Below are 22,614 nucleotides of genomic sequence, written 5' to 3' on the forward strand. Positions count from 1 at the left end.
CTTTTGAGGATAATTACATAGGGTACCACAGTATTATAGTGGTCAACAGTGGCGTATGGAATCGACCTCGTTTAGAGCCCTGTGATGAAGCCGATGCACCCACCTAAGATCGAAGTGCATCTCGACTGCGATCTGTTCCCACGTCTTGAAGCATAGGTAGCGAAGTTCCAGAAGAGTCTGAAGTTCAGGGTTCTCCACGCATTTCACGACCGTGACGATTTCGTGCTTGGTGTCTATGAGCTGCATTAGATCGGCGTTGATTTCCGATTCCAAGTCCATTATCTTACAGATTACATCCTCCATGCGGTGGAAGTTGCGCGTTCCGTTGAAAGCTTCATTAGACAAGGTCGCGGTGGCTTTTCCTGCGAGTTCCCGTAGAGATTGCACTTGCTCGATTTTGCTGTTGATGCGTTGGTCGATACGGTAGGCTTGGGATAAATACTCCTTCGCCGTGAGTTGTCTTATTGTTTTATCCATAAGGGCTACCTCCGAAAAGTTAATGTCCTCTCGGATTGACTCCTTAGATTTTCATAGATTTGCTTTCACAGCAGCGATTAAGGCGCTTTGGGTGCGATCTTTTTGCGCCAATGCACTGATGATCTGTTCGTCGATTGTATGCTCGGTCAGGATGTGGTGGATGACGACCGTTTCTGCTGACTGACCCTGTCGCCATAAACGGGCATTGGTCTGCTGGTAAAGCTCCAAACTCCACGTCAGCCCAAACCATATTAAGGTGCTGCCTCCGGCTTGGAGGTTCAGACCATGACCAGCTGAAGCGGGGTGGATAAGGGCTACCGGCAGTTCGCCGTTGTTCCACCTTGTGATGGTATCGGGCTTGTCGAGTTGAGTAAAAGGGATGTGCAGTTTTTGAAGCCGCTCAGCAATTCTCGTTTTATCATGCTGAAACCAGTATGCGACCAGGACCGGTTTGCCGTTTGCCTGTTCAATGAGATCTTCTAATTCATCAAGTTTACGACTGTGGGTTTCGATTGCCTCGCCGTCGTCACCATAGACCGCACCGTTTGCCATCTGACACAGCTTTCCACTTAAAGCGGCGGCATTGGCAGCGGTCACTTCACCACCAGTCAAGGTAAGCACGAGGTCGCGTTTTAGTTCATCATAACGTTCAAGTTCTGTTTCCGATAACCGTACCGGATGTTCTACCATCAGAAGTTCCGGCATTTGAAGGTGATCAGTCGCATTCATGCTGATGGTAATGTCTCCGATTTTATCGTAGATGCGCTTCTCAGCGTTCGGCAATGGTTTATAACTGAAGATGACCTGGCCATTCCGTTTATCCGGTAAGAAGTAATCGGTTCGGTACTTTCCAATAAACCGTCCAAGCCGCTGCCCCATATCGAGTAGCCTAAACTGCGCCCATAAATCCATCAGGCCGTTGCTTGATGGTGTACCCGTCAGTCCGACAACTCGTTTTACCTTGGGGCGAACCTTCATCAGCGACCGGAACCGTTTTGACTGGTAATTCTTAAACGATGACAGTTCATCAATGACCAGCATATCAAAGTCAAACGGAACGCCGCTTTCCTCTATGAGCCATTGGGTGTTCTCTCTGTTGATGACGTAAATGTCTGCCTTAACCTTAAGCGCGGCGAGTCGTTCCCGCTCCGTGCCAACTGCAACCGAGACTTTCAGTCCCTGCAGGTGAAGCCACTTATCAGTTTCCTGCTTCCAAACATTGGTGCAGACCCGAAGCGGGGCGATGACTAGGACTTTACCCACATCAAAGTAGTCGTAAAGCAGGTCGTTAACAGCGGTCAGGGTGATAACTGTCTTGCCAAGACCCATCGAGAGGAGTATTGCGCTTATTGAATTCCTCTCGATGAAGTCCGTGGCATATTGCTGGTAGTGGTGGGGCTTATAATTTAGGCGTACCATCGCGGCATCTCCCGTTCGGCCAGGTCAAAGATAAAGTCACGACCTTTCGCCGTCCAAAGCAGCATCGGCATTTCATAACCATTTTCCAATTGCACTAGTTTGGGAAGGGCGATGTTGTGCCCGATATAATCAGCATAAAGCCGCCAAGTTTGAGAGCCGTTCGGTTTATACTGCACATGGCAGTCCCGAAGAAAACGATTCAGGGTTACAGCCGTTGTTCCCAGTTCCTCGGCAATTTCACCGACCTTATAGAGTTCCACTGTGTCGGTTTGACCTTCGTACTTGGCAGCTGTGATTTGCAACACCTTGTTCTGGGCTTCGAGGACTTCCCGTTGTTCTTCTGCAGCAACGAGAGCAAGTAATGCTTCCTTGTAATTCCGGGGTGCGAGTTTGCGTTCCATTTCATTGAACGCTGCGATGTAGGCTTTCTTGAACTGCATCGCCTTTTCGCCGGTATAGCCCATGACCAGCAGCGTGAATCCGTCACGGGTAACAAGGTATTCGTAATAGGTCTGTCCGTTTTGTGGCTCGATGTAGGGGGTGTGTCCAAAATTGGACTGACCCCAAGCAGGGTCATTTTCAATAATTCCACGGACGTCACGCATCACATGCTTATGTTCCTTTTCAAACACTCGCGCGATGTCGCGGCTTGATACGACGGCTTTGCCGTTCCTCTCGGTAAGACCGAGTTTAATAAGTTGGTTATCCATTCGCTATATCCTCCAGTATCTGTTTGATTTGTTCAGGGCGGTCAAGCACAAATACCTTGAAGCCTAAGCGCCGAAGCATTCCATGCCTTGCTTCCTGTAGTGGCCGGGGATGCTCCCCATAACGTTTGACCTCAACAAAAGCAAGTCTCCCTACTGGTATAAGGACAAGTCGGTCGGGCATTCCGTAGAAATTTGGTGAAATATATTTAGGTGCGATGCCTCCCATAGCCTTGACTGCATCCACCAGTTTGCGTTCCAGTACTTTTTCTTTCATAAACACCTCCGCGACAAGTTTCTAAAAAACACCTGTCGCACTTAAAAGCCTTTATTTAAGCGGTTTACAGGTCTTGATGCGACAAATTCGACAGTTTCTCCTATATATTTCTTACGCGCGTGTGTTGCGTACATCAGCGCTTTACTCTGACTTGTAGAAAGCCTTTTGAATATAAGGAGAATAGTTGTCGCACTTGTCCTAAAATGTTGTCAAACCCTTTGTATTTCAGGGTTTTTCCGATGCGACGACCCTGCAATAAAGCCGTTGCTCGCCGTAAATAGCTAACCGCTTCCTTGCCTTTGTCCTTTGCCACCCGCTAACGCGAGTCATTAAAGCCGCTAGCGCATAAGAATCGGTTGGCTTCAGTTCGGCCAGGCTTCGCCCAAAGCACTCCGCCCAAATCTCAGCATTGCTGACCGTCTCACGGCGTATGGTGCCAATCGGAGAGGTTGGGGCGTCCTTGTCGGCGATATAGCTGCGGCGGGCGTAGGTATCCATACTATCCCAGTTGTCGGGGAGCAGAGTTTCGAGATATTCCTCGACCATACCTTGGCGCTCGTCGACTTCCATAGCATCGCGCTGGGCTTCCTCAGCTTCCTTAACAAGGCGGCCTTCGAGGTACAACTTTTCGCCGCTTTCCCAGATGGTTTTTGCCTCAGCCCAGATCTGGTCGCGTTCCTCGGCAGTGAAGTTCCATTTCTTGATCTGCTCCTCCTGATGTACCTTCACGATCCAGAAGCGCCGGTTACCCGTGATATCACGGAGGTATCCGCGTTCGCCATTGACCGAGGCGATGATGATGCACTGGCGCGGATGACTCTCCACAGTCTTGCCGTAGCTGGGGCGGTATTTGTCATCCGAGGTGGAAAGGAACGCCTTGACCTTTTCTATGTCAGCTTTTTTCATCCCGGCGAGCTCGCCGATTTCTACCACCCAGAAGCCCTGCAACTTCTCAGCACCGGACTTGTCGTCCATATCGGTGAGTGAGAGCGTTTCTGAATAGAACTCATCGCCAACGAGGTCTTTGAAAAGGGTGGATTTGCCGATGCCCTGCACACCATCGAAAACCAGCACACTGTCAAACTTCGTGCCAGGCTTGTAAATTCGAGCAACAGCTGCAGCAAAGGTCTTTCTGGTGGCTGCCCGCACATACGGCGTGTCATCAGCCTGCAGGCAGCGGACGAGAAGGGTTTCGATCCGCTTTGTCCCGTCCCAGGGGGGCAACCCGTCAAGGTAATCCCGTATTGGATGGAACCGCCTGTCGTCGGCAACCTTGGTGAAACTTACATCATGGTTCCGGCTTGAGAATGCGACATAGCGGATGTCAATGAATGCTTTCATCTGCGCTGTATCCGCGTCGCGCCAGAACTTATTATCTGGTGGCCGTTCCCACGGCACTTTGCCGGTGACCTGAATCCTGTTGGCCAGTTCGTTATAGGCAAAGTTAGCGAAATCAGGGTCGTTGTTTAGAATAAGCACTTCATTCCAGACGCTGTTTTCCAGAATGCTGCTTCGAGGTTGATATCTAAGGAGGGTCCGCCAGTCGCCGGATTCCGTGTCGAAGTCGGCTTGTGCCTGCGCCTGACGTTCCGCATCCAGTTGGAGTTTCACCCGGTCAAGTGACACAGCGAACTCGGACATAGCCTTAAACGATGCCTTTTCATCAAGGTCCGGAAATTTGTGAGTTCTGACGAGATCAAAGGCATTTAGCAACTTTCCGCCCGCAAGGTCGGAAGCGTGGTGGGAGTAGGCCCATTTACCGTCATAGATGACTACGCCTGCGGTGGAGTCGGCATCTTTAAACTGATAACGACCATCTACTGCTGCCGGTTCGTAGATATCAGGCAGAAACTCAGCGATGGCCTCCTCAATGGGATAAGCTGTACAAAAAGCTCCGACTACACCATGTTTTTCAAGCGGGTCTTGCTGGCTCTTGACATCTCGATTTCGGACTTCACTTTCTCGTGATGAGGTCGGCCACTGGGTCACATCACGCCAATTGTTATACAGAGCGAGATATTTGTCAGGGTCCAGCGAATCGCCGGACTTCTCATAAAAAACAAACTCGCCGTTTGCCGGGCAGGAAGCCCAGTACATCATGCGGTTTGCCTGATAGGTGGTGTCGTCGAAATAATCAATGCCGATTTCCTTGGCGACCATCCGCATCAACGCAGGATACTCATCTTCACTGACCTCACGGCTGAAAAGAATGACCACCCGGTAGCGCGGGCTTCCCGACGTGTGACTGTGGGTGGAGTAGAGGAAGTAAGTAAGCCCGGCAAGAGCGGAGGCTGTAGCTGCAAGAAAGTCTTCATTTTTAGGGATGTTATCCGCGTCAAGCGCGCCGATCCTGCGGCTGATGACGTTTCCATTCTTTCGAATACCGCCTTTAAGCCATCCGCCAACAAAACCACCATGATCCTTGGCATCATCTCTGCGCTGCTTGGATAGCTTCGGATATTCCTCGGCTGTCTCTGTCGTTCGAAGTGGGGTGCGATTTCGCTCAACAATGTATTCCCATGAATGTTCCTGGTTTTTGTATTTCCGGTCCGTCTTACGATTGCAGACGGAGATTTTAATCAGTTCTGGCATCCGTTGATTCCTCCTCACATCTGGAATTGAAGTACCTAACGGGAATGCCTCGTTTTTTCGCTTTGGCAATTTCTCGTGACATCCCGTCGCTGATGTGTCCTCCGAATACCCAGAGTTCATCGCATTTTCCGAGCAGTATGATGGCGAAGAACAATCCAAGTGCCCGCTCATCACGATCGCTGTCGTCCATAAACTGCGGATAGTGCAGATGCGGGGCGAGAGGGATACAACCGCGACTCACCGCAAAGCGGCAGTAGTCTCTGGCTCGGAAGATGTTGTATTCCGTGTCTCCTGCGAAAGGAGATGCGATATACACAAGTGGACGGTAGGTCTTGACTGCTTTTTCGGATTTCGCCACGTTTGCAAGAGCGATTTCAGCAGTTGGGTCTGGGTAGCCTTCTGAGTTTTTTAGGTTCATAAGCTGCCGCCTTCCGTAGCGAGCGCCTTCAGCGCGTCGGCGAATGACTCGTACTGTTCAGGAACAAGCTCTTGAATTGCCTCAATTTCGTATTCATTGAAAAGGTCATACACCTGCTCGCCGTAGCTCGCCTGACAGAGTGTGTCTGATAGTAGGGCGATACCGTCGATTGTAATTTTTATGCCGACAGTGTGGCTGGATTTTTCAGCGCGTTTTTTAGTGCAGGTGGAGCAGACGATACTGGTGGAAAAGAGATCACCTTCGCCGTCCGAGAAAACCTCCACAAGGTCGATAGGCAATTCCCTTCCACAGTCAGGACAGCGTGTGAACACGTTTTCGTCAGTGATATCTGTTTTATTGACCTTGCCATTTGCCAGTTTGGCTTTGAGATAGAACATTTTCATTTCCTCCAAATTTGTGATAGACGAAAAACCGCCTCCACTTCCTAAAGGACAGCGGTGGCGGTAATTCCGTAGTTGCTTTTCAGTCTTTTCTATAAAACGGCGTTTCGTAGCTATCGCAGCGAAGTGGAAGCCCTGCTGCCCAAGACGGCGCACGGCTCATCTGTTCAGAGACAACAGCAGGAGATAGATGCTTGTTGGCCTCAATAACAACTTCATCATGAACATGCATGACTACATTGGCGGATCGAAATGTGGAGAGGGCGTAGTAAAGAATGTCACGGGCCACGGCCTGGGTGATATTTTCGACCCACTTTCCGGGCGAGGAATCAATACGCTCCCATTTCTTTGTCGCGCCGATGCCTTCGTAAGTGACGCACTCCGAGCCAAAACGGTTCTCCCCAATGCGCGGCTTGACGTATGCCAGCTTCCTGCCGTTGGGTAAAGTAATGAAGAGCATATCGCTCTGATAGCTGAACCTGATTCCGTGGGTTTCGGTGATCTTCCTTTGTTTCACGGCAGTCTTGGCGGCTTTATCGGCATCCCACCAAAATCTGACCACGTTAGGATTCGCCGCCCGCCACGCATCAACGAGAGGTTTCAGTTCTTCTTCTTTCAGTCCCATTTCCAAAGCACCGAAAGCTTTCAGTGCACCAACCGAGCCGGAGTACCCGCAAGCGAGGACGGCAATTTTAGACTTCTGGCGCAGCGGGGATTTCTTATCGATAGAGCCTTTGGGTACACCAAACATGATCTCGGCGTTCTCAATATAGAGGTCGCGTTTTGCTGAGTAGGCTTCGAGTGTCCAACTTTCGCCTGCGAGCCATGCTAAGACGACCGCCTCGATGCTTGAGAAGTCGGCGACGATAAACTTACAGCCTTCTTTTGGGATAAAAGCCGTGCGAATAAGTTCAGACAGGACCACCGGAACATTGTCATAAAGTATATTGAGGGTGTCAAAATCACTGCTACGCACAAGACTTCGCGCTTGTTCAAGGTCTGCCATGTGATTTTGGGGCAGGTTTTGGCATTGAATCAATCGCCCCGCAGCACGGCCGGTTCGATTTGCACCGTAATACTGGAACAGCCCTCTGGCACGGTTGTCGGCGCAGGCTACTGTTTCCATTGCTTGATATTTTTTAATTGAGGATTTTGCTAACTGCTGACGGAGCAATAGCACCTCTCCAAGCGGTTCGGGCGCGGTTTTCAACAATTCCGCGACGGCTTTCTTGCCAAGAGTGTCGGTTTCCAGTCCGTTTTCAGCGAGCCAGTTTTTCATCTGTGCCACTGAGTTGGGATTATCCAATTCCGTCAGCTGCCGAATCTTATGCATCAGTTCAGATTTTGACCTTTCATCGGCAGCTATGGCATTCTTTACGAGCGTCATGTCAAGCAACACACCACGGTCGTTGATTTCTTGGTCCTGGCGATATTCCTCCCAGATGTTATCCGGAACAGGAAACTTTGCGAGCCGGGCTTGAATGGACATTTCCGTTTCAACATCGCGGCGATTATACAATTTAAACTGTTCCCATTTATCGGGAGCGTGTTCGGGAAGATTGCGGGTACGACGACCGTTGGAAGTTGTGACAGCACACGGCTTGCAAAAGTAACGGATTAGATCCTTACCCTCAGTCAATTTCTGCTTTTCCAAACCAAGCACCAAACCAACGTTTTCGAGAGAAAGTGGCAACCCCATGTATGCCGACCAGACCATAGAACAGTGCCATGACGCTGGGTTAAGATATTGACCCATGGGCAATCCCAGCCATCTTGACAGACAGATACGTTCAAAAGCAGCGTTAAATGCCCATTTTTCAACTGTATCATCCGTCAGTGCATCGATGATATCGGGTGGTATGGTTGCGCCACTTGCAAGGTCGGCTACAAGAACCTCACCACCGTCCACAGAATAGCCAAAAAGGATTATTTCAAAGTCCGGTGCCTCGGCGTATTTATATACGCCTGATTTGGAAAGGTCGACGGACGAATAGGTTTCTATGTCAATGCTGATCGTTTTCATATGTCCTCCAATAACAAGAGGGCGGCAAGTTATCCTGCCGCCCTCCGATGCTTTTCCATGAATTTGCTCTAATTGAGGAAATCCTCACCGTCATCGGCCTTGAAGTCGTCGTCGAAATCGTCCTCAGCCCTCGACTTCCCGCCGAGCGACTCGCCGTCGCGTACCTTTTGGATGTTCTGGAGACCGCAGGCGATGCCGCGATTGCCATTGCTATTAAATGCATAAAACGAGAGGGATACACGGGCATATACGCCGGAGTAGATTTCGCTGGTGTCGTAGATAGGCTCACGGTTCGCATTCACTACACCCGGTGCGGTGTTGCTGTTGGCGTTCAGGAACCAGTGACCGGCATAAGCTTCGTCATCGGGTCTTTCGGTGTCGCCGTCACGCAAAGGTGTTTTTAGAGAAGCGAGGGACGGCACTGATTTGCTGTTGCCCTTAAGTTTGCCTTCGCCTTCTTCGTAGGCGGCTTGGATCGCCGCTTTGACCTTGGCGATCGTCTTGGTATCACTTTTGGGGATGAGTACGCTGGTAGAATATTTCGGTGCACCACCGTTGATGGATTTCGCCTGCCAGATATTTGCGTAGCTCAGGCGGCATACACCCGTGATGATTTTAGTTGGGTTGACTGCGGTATTATTTACTGTGTTTGCCATGATAGAATCCTCCTAATTTTCAATTGGGTCGGCGAAATCGTCCGCCGCCGTAGTAATGTTGATTTCTTGACGCTTGTCCGCTTCCGGAACAAGCACTGGTTTGCCTTGGGGCTTTTCAATCAGCCCACCGATTGTCTCCTCGAACCGCTTCTTTCCGAGAAGGGTGGTCATCGCGGTAACGCCGAGGACTTTGTGTTCGTACGGATCAAGTCCGATAACTTTGACAGCTTCCGCGACAGCCGCCTCGTCTGTGTACTTACGGTTACTCCTGCCTTCGACCACTTTCCAGCCATCGAACTTCACGCCCTTGAGTGCTTCGGTGAGGGCGAAGTCTTTTATGTCCGAAGCCCAGGAGACTAGCTTGTCAATCTTGCCGAGGATAGAAGCAATCTCATTAGTTTCAAGCAGCACTGGCTCGATGAAATCGTAGGCAGCGAGAGCCATGTTTGCCTTGGCACGTTCGCGGCATTCCGCTTTCGCCTTACAAAACTGGCAGTGGTCACCTGCCTTGTAGTCGCCATTGCCGTACCACGCCAGTTCCGCAGCGGGCTTCAAAACTTCTTCAGCCCACTTTTCGATGTCCGCGCGGGTAACCTCCCAAGTCGAGCAGTTCTGAAGTCTTGGTTGGAAGATTGACATCCGCACCGTGTGAATGGGATACAGGAAGCCGAACATCTCCAAAGCGCCAAGAGCGTAAATCCGAAGCTGGTTGTTGCCTTCCGCGTCAACCTTGACCCCGCGCCCGTATTTCAGATCAATGATGTGAAGCACTCCGTCCGAGATAATGAGCGCATCGCAGGTGCCGGAGCACTCGGGAACCCAGAGGGAGCAGTCGACCTTCTGTTCCACGTAGACCTTTGGATCTGTAAGCCCCTCGAGCTGCTCTGTTACGAAAGCGATGTAATCATCCGTGTGTTCGTCCATCTCGATGTCGAAGCATTTGTAGAGGGGATTTGATTGGCCGAGCCTGTGTCGTAGCTTCGATTCTGCTATGCTGTGCGCCTGAGTACCTTCTGCGGCGTAACCCGATCTTGTGTCCTGATAGTTCTCGGTCAGACGAGCCGATGGCGGGCATTCAATCCAGCGGTGGCTTGAGGACGGTGACAAAAGTGAGTGTTTTGCACCGTCGCTCATTTAAGTGCCCTCACTTCCGTAATAAGGACAGCATATTCGGCTGGGTCGATGTCGGAGAGCCGGTTCGCACCGTGCTTCTTAATAAGGCTTTGTACCGCCTCCCTAAATCCGCTTGATGCTTTATCCGCAAGGAGGCCACGCACTTCTTCAAGTGTGGGTGTTTGGGGTTTAGTTGGTTCTGACGTAGGTTCTTCTTTTACCGATTCCGGCTCATCGGAAGCCTCATCATTGTCATGGTCAAAGTCGTACAGAGATTTGATTTCCTCAGCGATTTCGGCGATTGAGGCCGCCAAACATGAAAGGTCATTTCCGATTTGCTGCGCTTTGTTGGGTGTCATAGCATCTTCCTCCTCTTGATTTTTCTCCGTATCGGTGCTCCAGAGCGGCCAGTCTGCCCGCGAGTCTTTTGCTCACGATGCTGATCGCCATAAGAACGCCTATGAGTTCCTCGTTTTGTTCGTGGTCACGGTACTCCACAAACCTGCTGCATTGCCTTGTTTGCATTGCTTTACCTCCGTTTCTGTGATGTAGGAACATCGCCCCTCACTTCCTACTGGACAGTGAGGGGTGAGAACCCGTAGTCAAAAATCAGTTGTCGGTGTAAAAACTTTTTAGGGTGTTGTCAGAACGGAGGATGGACTTGAGCCGCTTCTCCCGGTAATACACGCCATCAAGTGTCAGGTTGAACCGGTCGGCGATGTCCTGTTTCTTCACCTTGTTTACAAGGCATGTCCACAATTCACGGTCGTCAGGAGCAAGTCGCTCAAGCGCAGATATTAGGGCGGAAAGCCGTTCCTGGTCTTCCAAAATGGCAAGAATGTCTGCTGATTCATCGGTAACCTCTATAAAGACCTCGTTGCCGTCATCGCCGTAGGCAATGGGCTTGTCCAGCTCTCCGGGGCAGTTTTCGGCCTTTCTAACCTGATATCGCTCTGAGGCTTTCAGGTCGGCGGCATTGCGTTTTCCGAGAACTTCGCCTGTTTGGTTACGGGGCAGCCGGACGGCGTAGCTGGCTTCGGGGTCATAGAACCACCTTTGTTTGAAGGGATTTGCTGGGGTTGGTTCTTCGGCGGGTGCAAAGCACTCGCGGCGGGTTACTTCTGTTTCCGCTCCGTTTGGGAACATTTCGTAGTAGTGTTGGTAGTACAGTTTTTGATAATTTTTCATCTTGTTTTTCCTCCAAAGATTGACAATTTTATTTATTGAGTTATAATGGTTTAGTGGGGTTTGTTCGGAATTGGATTGGATATGAACATCTGCTTGTCCAGCCCAAGACAACAAAAAAAGCCCCTAGAGATTGCTCTCTAAGGGCTAACTTGAAGTTCATTGGGTGGCAGTCAATTGACAATAGAGTTAATAGGGTTAATAGAGTAAATGAGTATCAATGGAGGAAAATAAGTGTCAAACTTCACTTATCCCGTGCTTTGTGGTGGCACGTTTTTTACTCTGGTTCTGGAAGCCCGGAATCAGCGAACAAGCAGGCGTAGTCAATATGCTGGTGAACTCGACGGTCTATCACAGCCTGAAACTCTCGCGGGTCTCGGCAGCGTGGTTTATCCTGAGTACACCGCGCCTAAAAACAAGGACACATTCAGTACGAATGCGTCCGATTACAAGTCATGTGAAAATAATGGCACCAATCTTTCTTTCCTGTTCGATCATGAAGTAGCTGCATTCGATAACCGTGTTAAAACACAGTATCTCGAAGCACTGAAAGCAATGGATGATTTTATCAAGCGTTTCCTTGAAATTGGGACAAGCACAGCCAGAGAGGTCTGGCTTGTAAGGGCATTCCTTGACCTAATAAATGCCGACCAGAGTATTGCTGATAATCAAGAATTCTACATAGCCGAAAATGGGCAAGGGATAACAAAAGCCGCTCTCCGAGGGATGAGCGACTTCTGCTTGCAAACATTTCTGTTAGGCGTTTGGCACTTCGTCATAGTAAATAGACAAGACAATAAGGTAGGCAAAGCCACTTACGACACTTGGTGTCCATCAAGGGGCAGAGCTGAAAGAAAATATACGGGACCTATGGGTGATGGCATTACTAGACCAATCAACGTAACGCTGCTTGAAATGCTAACCAGCGAGATTGAACAGGAAACCGCAGCTGCGGTAGAGGATGAACCATCTGCTGAGTACGGCGAAGCATTTGTGAAGGATGCAACTGAGGATGCATCTTCGAAGACAACGAATCAAACGGTCAACAATCCGTCCGTATTTAACCAATACGGGAGTAACAGTATTCAAATAGGCAGTATTGGCACGATTACGATAAATAACAGCGGAGGTGGCAAAAGTGAACAATAAACTACAAACACTTCCATTAGATAACTTACCGGCGAACGCTACAGTCTTCGCACAGACCGGCGAAAGAAGTGTACAGGTCGCGCAGGCAAACAACGTGAATAACGTAGTGAATCTCATCATTCCTATGATGTCTACAGGACCAGGCGGCTTTGTCAACAGAAACGTCGCCCTCAATATGGACTATTACAATCTGTTTGTTATAGGTGATGAAACATTCTGTGGCGGACACTTTACCGTTCCAAAAGACCGGGCATTAACGGAGAGTATGTCATCGGAAGTTAAGGCACAATTCGCTGCTTTAGGTGAGGATGCGATTTCGCAAATCAAGACCTTCCCGTCCCTCTTTGCGAGCGAGAACCACGGCTACGGTAAGACCGATGATGCCCATCAAGCCTGCTTTGGAATTGTGACTGATGTGAAGATTCAAGATAATGGCATCAAGATTCATTTTCATCCGCTTTGGGCGGTACCACAGCAAAAGCTTAATGAGATTGCTTTCAACATTGCCCTGCAAGGAGCATCCTCGTTCAACGAATTGAACCGCACCCATTGGGCGATCAAGAAGGTCAATTTGATTGAAGAATTGAAAGCTGCTGGAATAAGTGTACTTGCTCCGACATAAACAGCACACAACTGCAGAAAACGGAAATAACACCTGTAAGATAGATAGTGTTGTCCTTTCCAGCATGAAAAAAGGAGGATTCCAAATGAGTAACGAACCTGAAAATGTCACACCGGAGAAGTGGGTAAATCTTGAAGATATCGCCGCTCATCTGTCTGTGAGCGAAGATACTGTTAGGACGTGGGTTAAAGATGGCAAGCTGCCATTCTACCGTGCGGGCAAACGGTATAAGTTTAAAATCTCTGAGGTGGACGAATGGGTGCGTGAGGGGAAAATTAAAGACTAAACTTTTGAATATAAGGAGCTAACATTATGCAAATGCCAGAAATGTTCGACAATGTGAGCAAAACCGTCAAAGACGATTTGACAGTCACTATTAAGAAGGGCGACAAGCTGTCCGTGGCGGCGGCGTGTTTCTCAATCTATGCCTATCAAGCCCTCAAGAAGCAGCTTGATGGCATTGATGAGTTGCGCTTTATTTTTACCTCACCGACATTTCTGCAAGAGAAAGCTCCCAAAGAAAAGCGGGAGTTCTATATACCCCGTCTTGACCGCGAGCGATCTCTCTATGGCACAGAGTTCGAAGTGAAGCTTCGCAACGAGCTGACGCAGAAGGCTATCGCCCGTGAATGTGCCGACTGGATTCGTAAGAAAGTGAAGTTCCGCTCTAACTTGACGGGCGGAAATATCAGCGGTTTCATGAATGTTATCGGTGAAGAGGCAACGACTTATATGCCGCTCCATGGATTCACTACTGCTGACATTGGGTGTGAGCGCGGCAACAACATTATCAATCCAGTCAATAAAATGTTTGCGCCGCTTTCGGGTGAGTACGTTCGTATGTTCGGGCAGATATGGAATGACAAGAGCCTGATGCAGGACGTGACCGATCAGGTCATTGATGGCATCACAGCTGCTTATAACGAAAACGCGCCTGAATTTATCTACTTCGTAGCTATATTTAACATCTTCAACGAGTTCTTGGAGGATATTTCTGAGGATGTGCTGCCAAACGAGGCGACTGGCTTCAAAGAGAGCAAAATTTGGAATAAGCTCTACACTTTTCAAAAGGATGCAGTTCTGGCGATTATAAACAAACTTGAATCTTACAATGGATGTATCCTTGCAGATAGCGTCGGACTTGGTAAAACATTCACTGCTCTTGCGGTCATAAAGTACTATGAGAACCGTAACCGATCTGTGCTTGTGCTTTGCCCCAAAAAGCTGTCAGACAACTGGAACACTTTTAAGGATAACTATATAAATAACCCGATAGCCGCCGACCGTTTGAGGTACGATGTACTTTACCATACAGACCTTTCGAGAGAACGTGGTAAGTCAAACGGACTTGATTTAAACAGGCTTAACTGGGGCAATTATGACCTTGTGGTCATTGATGAGTCTCATAACTTCAGAAATGGTGGAGAGGTTTACGGAGAAGACCGCCGCGAGAACCGCTACCTTCGTCTTATGAACCGTGTCATTCGCGCGGGTGTTAAGACGAAGGTATTGATGCTTTCAGCGACACCGGTCAATAATCGCTTTATTGACCTGCGTAATCAGCTCGAACTCGCTTACGAAGGCAACCCGAACCTGATTAATGACAAGCTGGGAACGAAACGCCCGATAGACGAGATATTCCGCAATGCCCAGAAAGTGTTCAACCAGTGGAATAAGCAAGATGATGGCGAACGGACTACAGATTCACTCTTGAAATCGCTAGACTTTGACTTTTTTGAAGTGCTTGACAGCGTGACCATAGCCCGATCCCGCAAGCACATTGAGAAATATTACAACATGGGAGAGATAGGCTCGTTCCCCGAACGATTGAAACCCCTTTCCCTGCGCCCTCGTCTTAGCGACTTGGAGAGTGCGATTAATTACAGCGAAATTTATGAACAGTTGATAAGGCTGAACCTCTCAGTATATATCCCAACCGACTTCATCTTTCCAAGCCAACTCGCAAAGTATGTTGACACGTCGATAAATATTAACCGCGCCGGGCGTGAAATGGGCATACGGCGCTTGATGAGCATTAACCTCTTGAAACGCCTTGAAAGTTCAGTTGAGTCCTTTCGTTTGACCATCGGGCGTGTTAAGAAGCTTATTGACGATACCATTGCCGAGATAGATGCATTCACTGCAGGTGGCGGCTCGGTTATAAAGGGTCGAGAACTTGTGGGTGACGATGCGGACTTTGATGATGATGACCGCAACACAGACTACTTCGCAGCCGAACACAGCATCAAAATCGACCTCGTAGATATGGACTATAAGACTTGGCGGGATAGACTCTCGGAGGATGCTGATACACTGGGACTTCTGAAAATGCTGATCGACGACATTACGCCGAAACACGACACCAAGCTCCAAACTCTGTTTGGGCTAATCGAAAGCAAGTTGACCAGCCCTATAAATGATTGCAACCGCAAAATCCTTATCTTCTCCGCATTTTCCGATACGGCGGAGTACCTTTACGCAAACGTGAGCACGTTCGTAAAGTCGAGGTTTGGACTTGATACGGCTATGATCACAGGAAGCGTGGACGGCAAGACAACCATTAAGGGTCAACGGGCTTCAATGAACGATGTACTGACCTTGTTCTCGCCGATTTCAAAAGATAAGAACCTGCTGATGCCGAACAACAATGACGATATCTCCGTACTGATTGCTACGGACTGTATTTCAGAGGGGCAGAACCTCCAGGACTGCGACTATTGTGTAAACTATGATATCCATTGGAATCCCGTGCGGATTATCCAGAGGTTTGGGCGAATCGACCGTATTGGTAGCCGTAATGCGGTTATTCAGCTTGTGAATTTTTGGCCGGACGTGGATTTGGATGAGTACCTTTCCCTTAAAGGGCGTGTCGAAACAAGAATGCGCATTTCCGTGATGACCGCCACGGGCGACGACGACCTTATTAATGCAGAGGAACAAGGTGACCTTGAATACCGTAAGGCGCAACTGAAACGGCTTCAGGAGGAAGTCGTGGATATTGAGGATATGCAGTCAGGCATCTCTATTATGGATTTGGGACTGAACGAGTTCCGCCTCGACTTGCTTGAATACGTAAAGCGAAACGGAGATATGGACACGGTTCCCTTCGGACTTCACGCTGTGGTTCCCTCTTCGGAGGATTGCCCGCCGGGTGTGGTGTTTGTTCTCAAGAACCTTAATAACAGCGTAAACATCGATATGCAGAACCGACTTCATCCATTTTATATGGTATATGTGGGAACGGACGGCGAAGTCGTCTGCGACCACCTTTCACCCAAGGAACTGCTCGATAAGACCCGCCAACTTTGTAAAGGTAAGGACTCACCTGTGATGGATATTTGCCGTGAGTTCAATGCCGAGACGAAGGACGGGCGGGATATGCGGAGCATTTCTACGCTGCTTACGGACGCAATTAACTCCATCATTGATGTGAAAGCGGAAAGCGACATCGACAGCCTGTTCAGTCTGGGCGGCACGTCCGCCTTAAATACCAAAATTGGCGGACTGGACGACTTTGAGATGATTTGCTTCCTTGTGGTGAGGTGACGCTATGTTAGGATTACCCCGCTCGACTGAGGTAAACCGCCGTGTGGCGAAAGAAAAGCTCTACGCCAATGCGACGCTGACTACTCAGTTGCGCGATATGATAAAAGACCAGATAGAATCGGTCGTCTGGCGAAACAAACTGGCCGACAGCACAGTAGGCGTAGCCGCCGGTGAGACCGTGAAAGAGATTCAGGTGTTTGAGGTAGCTTTACGGCAGCGTGGGCTTGACAAGCGTGTGCTGCTTGCAATTGCCAAAGCGATACCTTATAAAATTCTATTTGTTTTGACTTTCGGTGACGAGGCACAGTCGTGGATGGAAGCGTCCGGCACGTTCTACAATACGGACTGGTTTCCGCTTGGCGGGTTCACACTGAAGTTCGAGGGACTGAATCTGGATGCTGTCTACGAGAACTTGTCACGACAGATAGCGGGCGGGCGGCTCGGAACGGAAGGCGATATTGCCGAGGCGGTTGACCGTGATAAACAGCGGCAGAAACTGGAACGTGATATCGCCGCTTTGGAAAAGAAAGTCCTGCGGGAGAAACAGTTTAATAGGCAGGTTGAACTAAACAGCGAATTGAAACGGCTGCGAGTAGAATTGGAGGGATTGGGATGAGCGAAGGATTAAAATATGACCCGGCGAATATGCCAAAAATAGATTTGTCTAACTTTCAGCCGAATTACAGCAACATGCTGGCACAGCAAATCTCTGAAAGTGAGCGACAAGCGAGCAGAGCCATGGAAGCTGTTCAAAGAGAGCGCGAACGTAAAGAAGCCGCTGAGGAAGCATATAGGCAAGAGACAATTCGAAGCCTTAATGCAATCGAACAAAATACTGCGAATCTCTATACGCTAGTTGATCTAATAAGCAAAAGTAACGAACAGCAAGATGAGCTGATCTCGATCATCGCCGAGGTTTTGACAATAGCTAAAGCCAAAAGTCAGGGTGAAGCAAAATCAGTCTATACAAAGGTTATGGGCAGGATAACGCAAACAATCAAGGATGCTGAAACCCTCGCAAAGATAGCTGGTTACGCCACGACTGTATGGCAGTTAGCGCAACCGATAATTGATAAACTGCCATTATAAGGAGGAATAAACCAATGTCAGATAAAATGAAATTTGAAACCCCTAACCTTACCGCTGAAAATGTGGCGAAAATAGCTGAACTTTTCCCAGGCGTGGTTACCGAGGGGAACGTTAACATTGACCTGCTCCGCGCCATGCTCGGTGAGGACGTGTTCACCGACGAAGCCTACGAATTCACTTGGGTGGGCAAACGTGCTGCTATTGCCGAAGCTGGACGACCGATACGCAAGACCTTACGCCCCGTTATAAAAGACGAGACTATACCAACAGGCACAGATAGCACAGGCAAACCGTATTGTAGCAGCGGTAGCCGCGATTGGGACACTACAGAGAATCTTTACATAGAGGGCGACAACCTCGACGTGCTAAAGCTTTTACAGGAGAGCTACCTCGGTAAGGTCAAAATGGTATATATCGACCCGCCTTATAACACAGGCAACGACTTTGTTTACCGTGACAACTTCACCGCCAGCCGCGAGGACTACGAGGAAGAAACAGGTGTATACGAAGAGGATGGTGACCGCCTGTTCAAGAATACCGAAACAAACGGCCGCTTCCACTCTGACTGGTGCAGCATGATTTATCCGCGCCTTGTTTTGGCACGGAATCTCCTGACTACTGACGGCGTGATATTCATTAGTATTGATGATGGTGAAGTTGCTCAACTCCGAAAGATTAGTGATGAGGTTTTTGGGGAGAGTAATTTTTTGGCTTGCTTCTGCTGGAAACGAAAAAAAGAAATCTCAAGCGACTCAAAAAATGTTGCTGTACAAGGCGAGTATATTCTCTGTTATTCCAAAAGCTCTTTTGCTGATTTGAAACTGGAGCCAATTTCAGAGGAGTATGTCGCTAAATCATATAATGCCCCCACACCTGATTTTCCGGATGGTAAATGGCGGCCAGTACCACTCACGGTTTCAAAAGGTTTGAGTGGTGGTGGATACACTTATACCATTACTACACCAAGTGGTGCTAAGCATAAAAGATTATGGGCATATCCTGAAAAAAGCTATGAGCAGCTACTATCCAATGGACGTGTATATTTTGGTAAGGATAAGAGCGGAGTGCCTCAGAGAGTTATATATGCACATGAAAGCAAGGGGCAACCAATAACAAATTATTGGGATGCAGTTTCCTCTAATAAAGAAGGGAAAAAAACGATACTTGAGTTGTTTGGAAATGCTTCTTTCGATACGGCAAAACCAATTGAACTGGTTCTTAAAATGATGCGCGTAGCAACCGACCCTGGAGATATTATCCTTGACTTCTTCTCCGGTTCCGCCACCACCGCCCACGCGGTGATGCAGCTTAACGCCGAGGACAGTGGCAAGCGCAAGTTTGTAATGGTGCAGTTGCCCGAAGTCTGTGGCGATGGTACGGAGGCGGCGAAGGCAGGATATGCTACAATCTGCGAAATCGGCAAGGAGCGCATTCGCCGTGCCGGAGATAAAATTAAAGGCGAGGCTGGATTGACTGCGAAGGGGCTTGATATTGGCTTCCGTGTCCTTAAACTTGATGACACAAACATGAACGAGGTTTACTATGCTGCGGGCGACTATACACAAGATATGATTCTGATGATGCAGTCAAATATAAAGGAAGACCGCTCCGATATGGACCTGTTATACAGCTGCTTGCTCGACTGGGGACTTCCACTATCAATGCCACACACTCACGAGAAGATTGAAGGCTACTCCGTCCATACCTATAACGACGGTGACCTAATTGCCTGCTTTGAAGATCGTATCAGCGAAAAGGCAGTCCGTGAAATCGCAAGCCGACAGCCACTTCGCGCTGTTTTCCGTGACAGCAGCTTTACCAGCTCGCCAGAAAAAATAAACGTATTTGAGATATTCAAACTCCTCGCGCCGAATACCACGGTCAGAGTGATATAAGGGGGTGCGATGATGAAGCTACAATTCCGGCACCAAAAGTTCCAATCAGACGCAGCGACTGCTGTTTGCGACGTGTTTGCAGGTCAGCCGTTTCACTCACCGACATATATGATAGACCCCGGTTTAGGGCAGATGGGGCTTGACGACGCTCGAAACTTTACGGGCTTTAACAACGCGCCTGTGGCTATCGGCGAAGACAAGATTCTGGAGCATATTCGTACCATTCAGAGGTCAGGGCAAATCAAGCCGTCTGACGCGCTTGATGGACGCTATAACCTGACGGTGGAGATGGAGACCGGCGTAGGCAAGACCTACACCTACATCAAGACGATGTATGAACTCAATAAACGGTACGGGTGGAGCAAATTTATCATTGTTGTGCCAAGCGTTGCCATCCGTGAGGGCGTTTATAAGTCATTCCAAATGACTGAAGAGCACTTTGCCGAAGACTATGGTAAGAAGATTCGCTTCTTCATTTATAACTCGGCGCAGCTTACCGAGATTGATCGCTTTGCATCTGACAGCGCAATAAACGTAATGATCATCAACAGCCAAGCATTCAATGCCAGAGGCAAGGACGCAAGGCGTATCTATATGAAATTGGACGAGTTCCGCTCGCGTCGCCCTATTGACATCTTGGCGAAGACGAACCCGATTCTGATAATCGATGAGCCGCAGTCGGTCGAGGGTGCGGCCACCAAAGAGCGACTTAAAGAGTTTGCTCCGCTAGTAACGCTCCGCTATTCAGCAACTCATCGCGCGGATAGCGTATATAATATGATATATCGACTTGATGCGCTTGAAGCCTATAACAAGAAGCTTGTTAAGAAGATAGCCGTCAAAGGCATATCGGTTTCCGGAAGCACCGCCACCGAGGGTTATGTCTACATACAGAGCATCAACCTCTCAAAGGGCAATCCTACTGCAACGATTGAGTTTGACATAAAGGGCAACTCCGGCATCCGTAAGGTTTCAAGGATTGTCAGTGAGGGTTACAGTTTGTTCGACAACTCTGGCGAACTAGCCGAGTACAAGGACGGCTACACGGTTTTACGGATTGACGGCCGGGATTCGTCCGTGGAATTTACTAACGGAAAGAAGCTATTCGCGGGCGATGTTATCGGCTCGGTCAGCGAGGAGCAGCTGCGCCGTATTCAAATAAGGGAAACCATCCTCTCCCACATTGAGCGTGAACGTCAGTTGTTTGCCAAGGGCATCAAGGTCCTGTCTTTGTTCTTTATTGACGAGGTAGCGAAATACAAGCAGTACGACGCACATGGCAATGCCACGGGCGGCAGTTACGCGCAGATTTTCGAGGAAGAGTACAAAGCAGTCGTCGGAAACAGGCAGCTTACACTTGATGATTCAGAGGAGTACCAGAAATACCTTGAGGGCATACCTGCCGAGCGTACACACGCCGGATATTTCTCGATTGACAAGAAAAGCGGTCGTATGATTGACAGCAAACTCGGAGATAAGAAAGAACGTACATCCGATGATGCTGATGCTTACGATCTTATTATGAAGGATAAGGAGCGTCTGCTTGATCGGCGCGAGCCTGTGCGTTTCATATTCAGCCACTCCGCCCTTCGTGAGGGCTGGGATAACCCGAATGTATTTCAAATATGTACCCTGAAACAAAGCGGTAGCGATGTCCGCAAACGTCAGGAAGTCGGACGCGGTTTACGCCTTGCCGTCAATCAGAGTGGCGAGCGTATGGATGAGAATGTTCTCTCTCGCGAAGAGATACACAACGTCAATGTGCTGACAGTTATCGCCAATGAAAGCTACGATAGTTTTGCCAAAGGGTTGCAGAGCGAGATTGCCGAGGCAGTTGCAGACCGTCCTCGCAAGGTCGAAGCAAAGCTATTTGACGAGAAATTTGGCGAAGATACCGCTCTTGCCATCTATGAGAGCCTTATTGAAAACGGTTATGTAAAGCGTGGCGAACTGACAGAGAAATACTACGAAGCGAAAAAGAACGGCACACTTGAGGTGCCGGAGGAAGCCGCCTCCCGTGCCACAGAGGTTATCGCTGTGCTTGATTCTGTCTACGATCCGAATGCCAACAAACCAGAGAACGCCCGCAAAAACACAGTTGATGTGACGCTTGACAAGGATAAGATGAATAGCCGTGCGTTCCAAGAACTCTGGTCACGCATCAACGGCAGAAGTTACTACGTTGTCGGCTTTGACGAGGACGAACTGGTCAAGAAGTCTATCGCGGAATTGGACATCAGGCTGCGAGTATCCAAAATTTATTTCAAGGTGGAGAAAGGCGAACAGGCAAAGACAATTGAGTCCAAAGCTCAACTGCAAGCGGGCGAAGCTTTTGTCCGCGCTGATATGGTGCGAGAAGAAGCGTCGTCGTACACAGAAATGAAAGCTAGTAGCTCGGTTCGCTACGACCTTGTAGGTAAAATCGTTACCGAAACTGGGCTGACCCGGCAAGCCGTTGTTGGCATACTAGTCGGCATTGAAAAAGCGGTCTTTGAGCAGTTCGGTGATAATCCTGAGGAGTTTATCATACGTGCTGCAAACATTATCAACGAGCAAAAAGCCACAGCGATAATAGAGCATATAACCTACGATAAACTGACCTCCGTGTTTAGCACGAATATTTTCACCGAACCAGACCTTAAAAAAGGAGCTTTGGGCGTTAACGCTTTAGAAGCTAAAAGGCATTTGTACGACTACGTCATCTATGACTCAACAAACGAGCGCGACTTCGCTAATCAGCTTGAAGCACACAGTCAGGAGGTCGAAGTCTATGTCAAGCTGCCGAAGGGCTTTTATATCAGTACTCCCGTCGGGAAATACAATCCGGACTGGGCGATCGCATTCTATGAGGGCAAGGTGAAGCACATATACTTTGTCGCTGAAACGAAGGGCGATTTAGGTTTGGAGCTACGAAAAATCGAGGAAGCCAAGGCCCATTGCGCTCGCGAGCATTTCCGTGCCATCAGCGGCGAGAATGTCAGGTACGATGTGGTAGACAGCTACGACAGGCTATGGGAACTGGTACAGGCATAAATCTGTAGACTA

Annotated in this window: 21 protein-coding genes; 8 read left to right on the forward strand and 13 right to left on the reverse strand. The window is 49.0% G+C overall.

Annotated features, from left to right (window positions below):
- Positions 1 to 42: 42 nt before the first annotated feature.
- The 13 genes from AC6I5A_RS06785 to AC6I5A_RS06845 all read right to left on the reverse strand — a co-directional run bounded on the left by AC6I5A_RS06785 (position 43) and on the right by AC6I5A_RS06845 (position 11,271).
- A complete protein-coding gene (locus AC6I5A_RS06785; protein WP_034613381.1) occupies positions 43 to 477 on the reverse strand; it encodes a DUF1492 domain-containing protein in 435 nt (144 codons plus the stop codon).
- A 51-nt stretch (positions 478 to 528) separates the two neighbouring features.
- A complete protein-coding gene (locus AC6I5A_RS06790; RefSeq protein ID WP_034613383.1) occupies positions 529 to 1,896 on the reverse strand; it encodes an SNF2-related protein in 1,368 nt (455 codons plus the stop codon).
- On the reverse strand, positions 1,884 to 2,606 hold the full coding sequence (locus AC6I5A_RS06795; RefSeq protein WP_052167942.1) for a Rha family transcriptional regulator: 723 nt from the start codon (positions 2,604 to 2,606) through the stop codon (positions 1,884 to 1,886). The genes AC6I5A_RS06790 and AC6I5A_RS06795 overlap by 13 nt, the downstream gene beginning before the upstream one ends.
- Entirely contained in the window at positions 2,599 to 2,880 is a 282-nt protein-coding gene (locus AC6I5A_RS06800) for a VRR-NUC domain-containing protein (protein WP_034613385.1), read from the reverse strand. The genes AC6I5A_RS06795 and AC6I5A_RS06800 overlap by 8 nt, the downstream gene beginning before the upstream one ends.
- 225 nt (positions 2,881 to 3,105) lie before the next feature.
- Positions 3,106 to 5,472: a virulence-associated E family protein gene (locus AC6I5A_RS06805; protein ID WP_497900559.1), complete on the reverse strand. Its 2,367-nt coding sequence runs from the start codon at positions 5,470 to 5,472 to the stop codon at positions 3,106 to 3,108.
- The gene (locus AC6I5A_RS06810; RefSeq protein ID WP_034613387.1) at positions 5,456 to 5,890 is read right to left on the reverse strand and encodes a DUF7768 domain-containing protein; all 435 of its coding nucleotides are present in this window, start codon (positions 5,888 to 5,890) and stop codon (positions 5,456 to 5,458) included. Before AC6I5A_RS06810 ends, AC6I5A_RS06805 begins: the two co-directional genes overlap by 17 nt.
- The gene (locus AC6I5A_RS06815; RefSeq protein WP_497900560.1) at positions 5,887 to 6,288 is read right to left on the reverse strand and encodes a hypothetical protein; all 402 of its coding nucleotides are present in this window, start codon (positions 6,286 to 6,288) and stop codon (positions 5,887 to 5,889) included. Before AC6I5A_RS06815 ends, AC6I5A_RS06810 begins: the two co-directional genes overlap by 4 nt.
- Before the next feature lie 85 nt (positions 6,289 to 6,373).
- On the reverse strand, positions 6,374 to 8,314 hold the full coding sequence (locus AC6I5A_RS06820; RefSeq protein WP_034613390.1) for a DNA polymerase: 1,941 nt from the start codon (positions 8,312 to 8,314) through the stop codon (positions 6,374 to 6,376).
- Between the two features lie 68 nt (positions 8,315 to 8,382).
- Positions 8,383 to 8,970 (reverse strand): DUF2815 family protein, encoded by a 588-nt coding sequence (locus AC6I5A_RS06825; RefSeq protein ID WP_034613393.1) that lies wholly within the window; start codon positions 8,968 to 8,970, stop codon positions 8,383 to 8,385.
- Positions 8,971 to 8,982: 12 nt separating this feature from the next.
- A complete protein-coding gene (locus tag AC6I5A_RS06830) occupies positions 8,983 to 10,104 on the reverse strand; it encodes a DUF2800 domain-containing protein (protein WP_034613395.1) in 1,122 nt (373 codons plus the stop codon).
- Positions 10,101 to 10,442, reverse strand: a complete 342-nt coding sequence (locus AC6I5A_RS06835) for a hypothetical protein (RefSeq protein ID WP_034613398.1) — start codon at positions 10,440 to 10,442, stop codon at positions 10,101 to 10,103. The genes AC6I5A_RS06830 and AC6I5A_RS06835 overlap by 4 nt, the downstream gene beginning before the upstream one ends.
- Positions 10,408 to 10,608: a hypothetical protein gene (locus AC6I5A_RS06840; protein ID WP_497900561.1), complete on the reverse strand. Its 201-nt coding sequence runs from the start codon at positions 10,606 to 10,608 to the stop codon at positions 10,408 to 10,410. Before AC6I5A_RS06840 ends, AC6I5A_RS06835 begins: the two co-directional genes overlap by 35 nt.
- An 84-nt stretch (positions 10,609 to 10,692) precedes the next feature.
- On the reverse strand, positions 10,693 to 11,271 hold the full coding sequence (locus AC6I5A_RS06845) for a hypothetical protein (RefSeq protein WP_052167943.1): 579 nt from the start codon (positions 11,269 to 11,271) through the stop codon (positions 10,693 to 10,695).
- 231 nt (positions 11,272 to 11,502) lie between these two features.
- On the opposite strand from AC6I5A_RS06845, the gene AC6I5A_RS06850 reads away from it, so the two are divergent.
- From AC6I5A_RS06850 to AC6I5A_RS06885, 8 genes are all read left to right on the forward strand, one after another.
- Positions 11,503 to 12,417 carry a hypothetical protein gene (locus AC6I5A_RS06850; protein WP_034613401.1) on the forward strand — a complete coding sequence of 305 codons (915 nt, stop codon included), beginning with the start codon at positions 11,503 to 11,505 and terminating at the stop codon, positions 12,415 to 12,417.
- Positions 12,407 to 13,039 (forward strand): hypothetical protein, encoded by a 633-nt coding sequence (locus AC6I5A_RS06855; RefSeq protein WP_034613402.1) that lies wholly within the window; start codon positions 12,407 to 12,409, stop codon positions 13,037 to 13,039. Before AC6I5A_RS06850 ends, AC6I5A_RS06855 begins: the two co-directional genes overlap by 11 nt.
- Positions 13,040 to 13,124: 85 nt before the next feature.
- A complete protein-coding gene (locus tag AC6I5A_RS06860) occupies positions 13,125 to 13,325 on the forward strand; it encodes a helix-turn-helix domain-containing protein (RefSeq protein ID WP_034613404.1) in 201 nt (66 codons plus the stop codon).
- Positions 13,326 to 13,351: 26 nt separating this feature from the next.
- Positions 13,352 to 16,585, forward strand: a complete 3,234-nt coding sequence (locus AC6I5A_RS06865; RefSeq protein ID WP_034613406.1) for a helicase-related protein — start codon at positions 13,352 to 13,354, stop codon at positions 16,583 to 16,585.
- Between the two features lie 4 nt (positions 16,586 to 16,589).
- Positions 16,590 to 17,201: a DUF4391 domain-containing protein gene (locus tag AC6I5A_RS06870; protein WP_034613408.1), complete on the forward strand. Its 612-nt coding sequence runs from the start codon at positions 16,590 to 16,592 to the stop codon at positions 17,199 to 17,201.
- A complete protein-coding gene (locus tag AC6I5A_RS06875) occupies positions 17,198 to 17,674 on the forward strand; it encodes a hypothetical protein (RefSeq protein ID WP_034613410.1) in 477 nt (158 codons plus the stop codon). Before AC6I5A_RS06870 ends, AC6I5A_RS06875 begins: the two co-directional genes overlap by 4 nt.
- Before the next feature lie 14 nt (positions 17,675 to 17,688).
- Positions 17,689 to 19,569 carry a site-specific DNA-methyltransferase gene (locus AC6I5A_RS06880; protein WP_034613413.1) on the forward strand — a complete coding sequence of 627 codons (1,881 nt, stop codon included), beginning with the start codon at positions 17,689 to 17,691 and terminating at the stop codon, positions 19,567 to 19,569.
- A 9-nt stretch (positions 19,570 to 19,578) separates the two neighbouring features.
- Positions 19,579 to 22,602, forward strand: a complete 3,024-nt coding sequence (locus AC6I5A_RS06885; RefSeq protein ID WP_497900562.1) for a type III restriction-modification system endonuclease — start codon at positions 19,579 to 19,581, stop codon at positions 22,600 to 22,602.
- Positions 22,603 to 22,614: the final 12 nt, after the last annotated feature.

Source organism: Desulfosporosinus sp. Tol-M2, assembly GCF_059735615.1.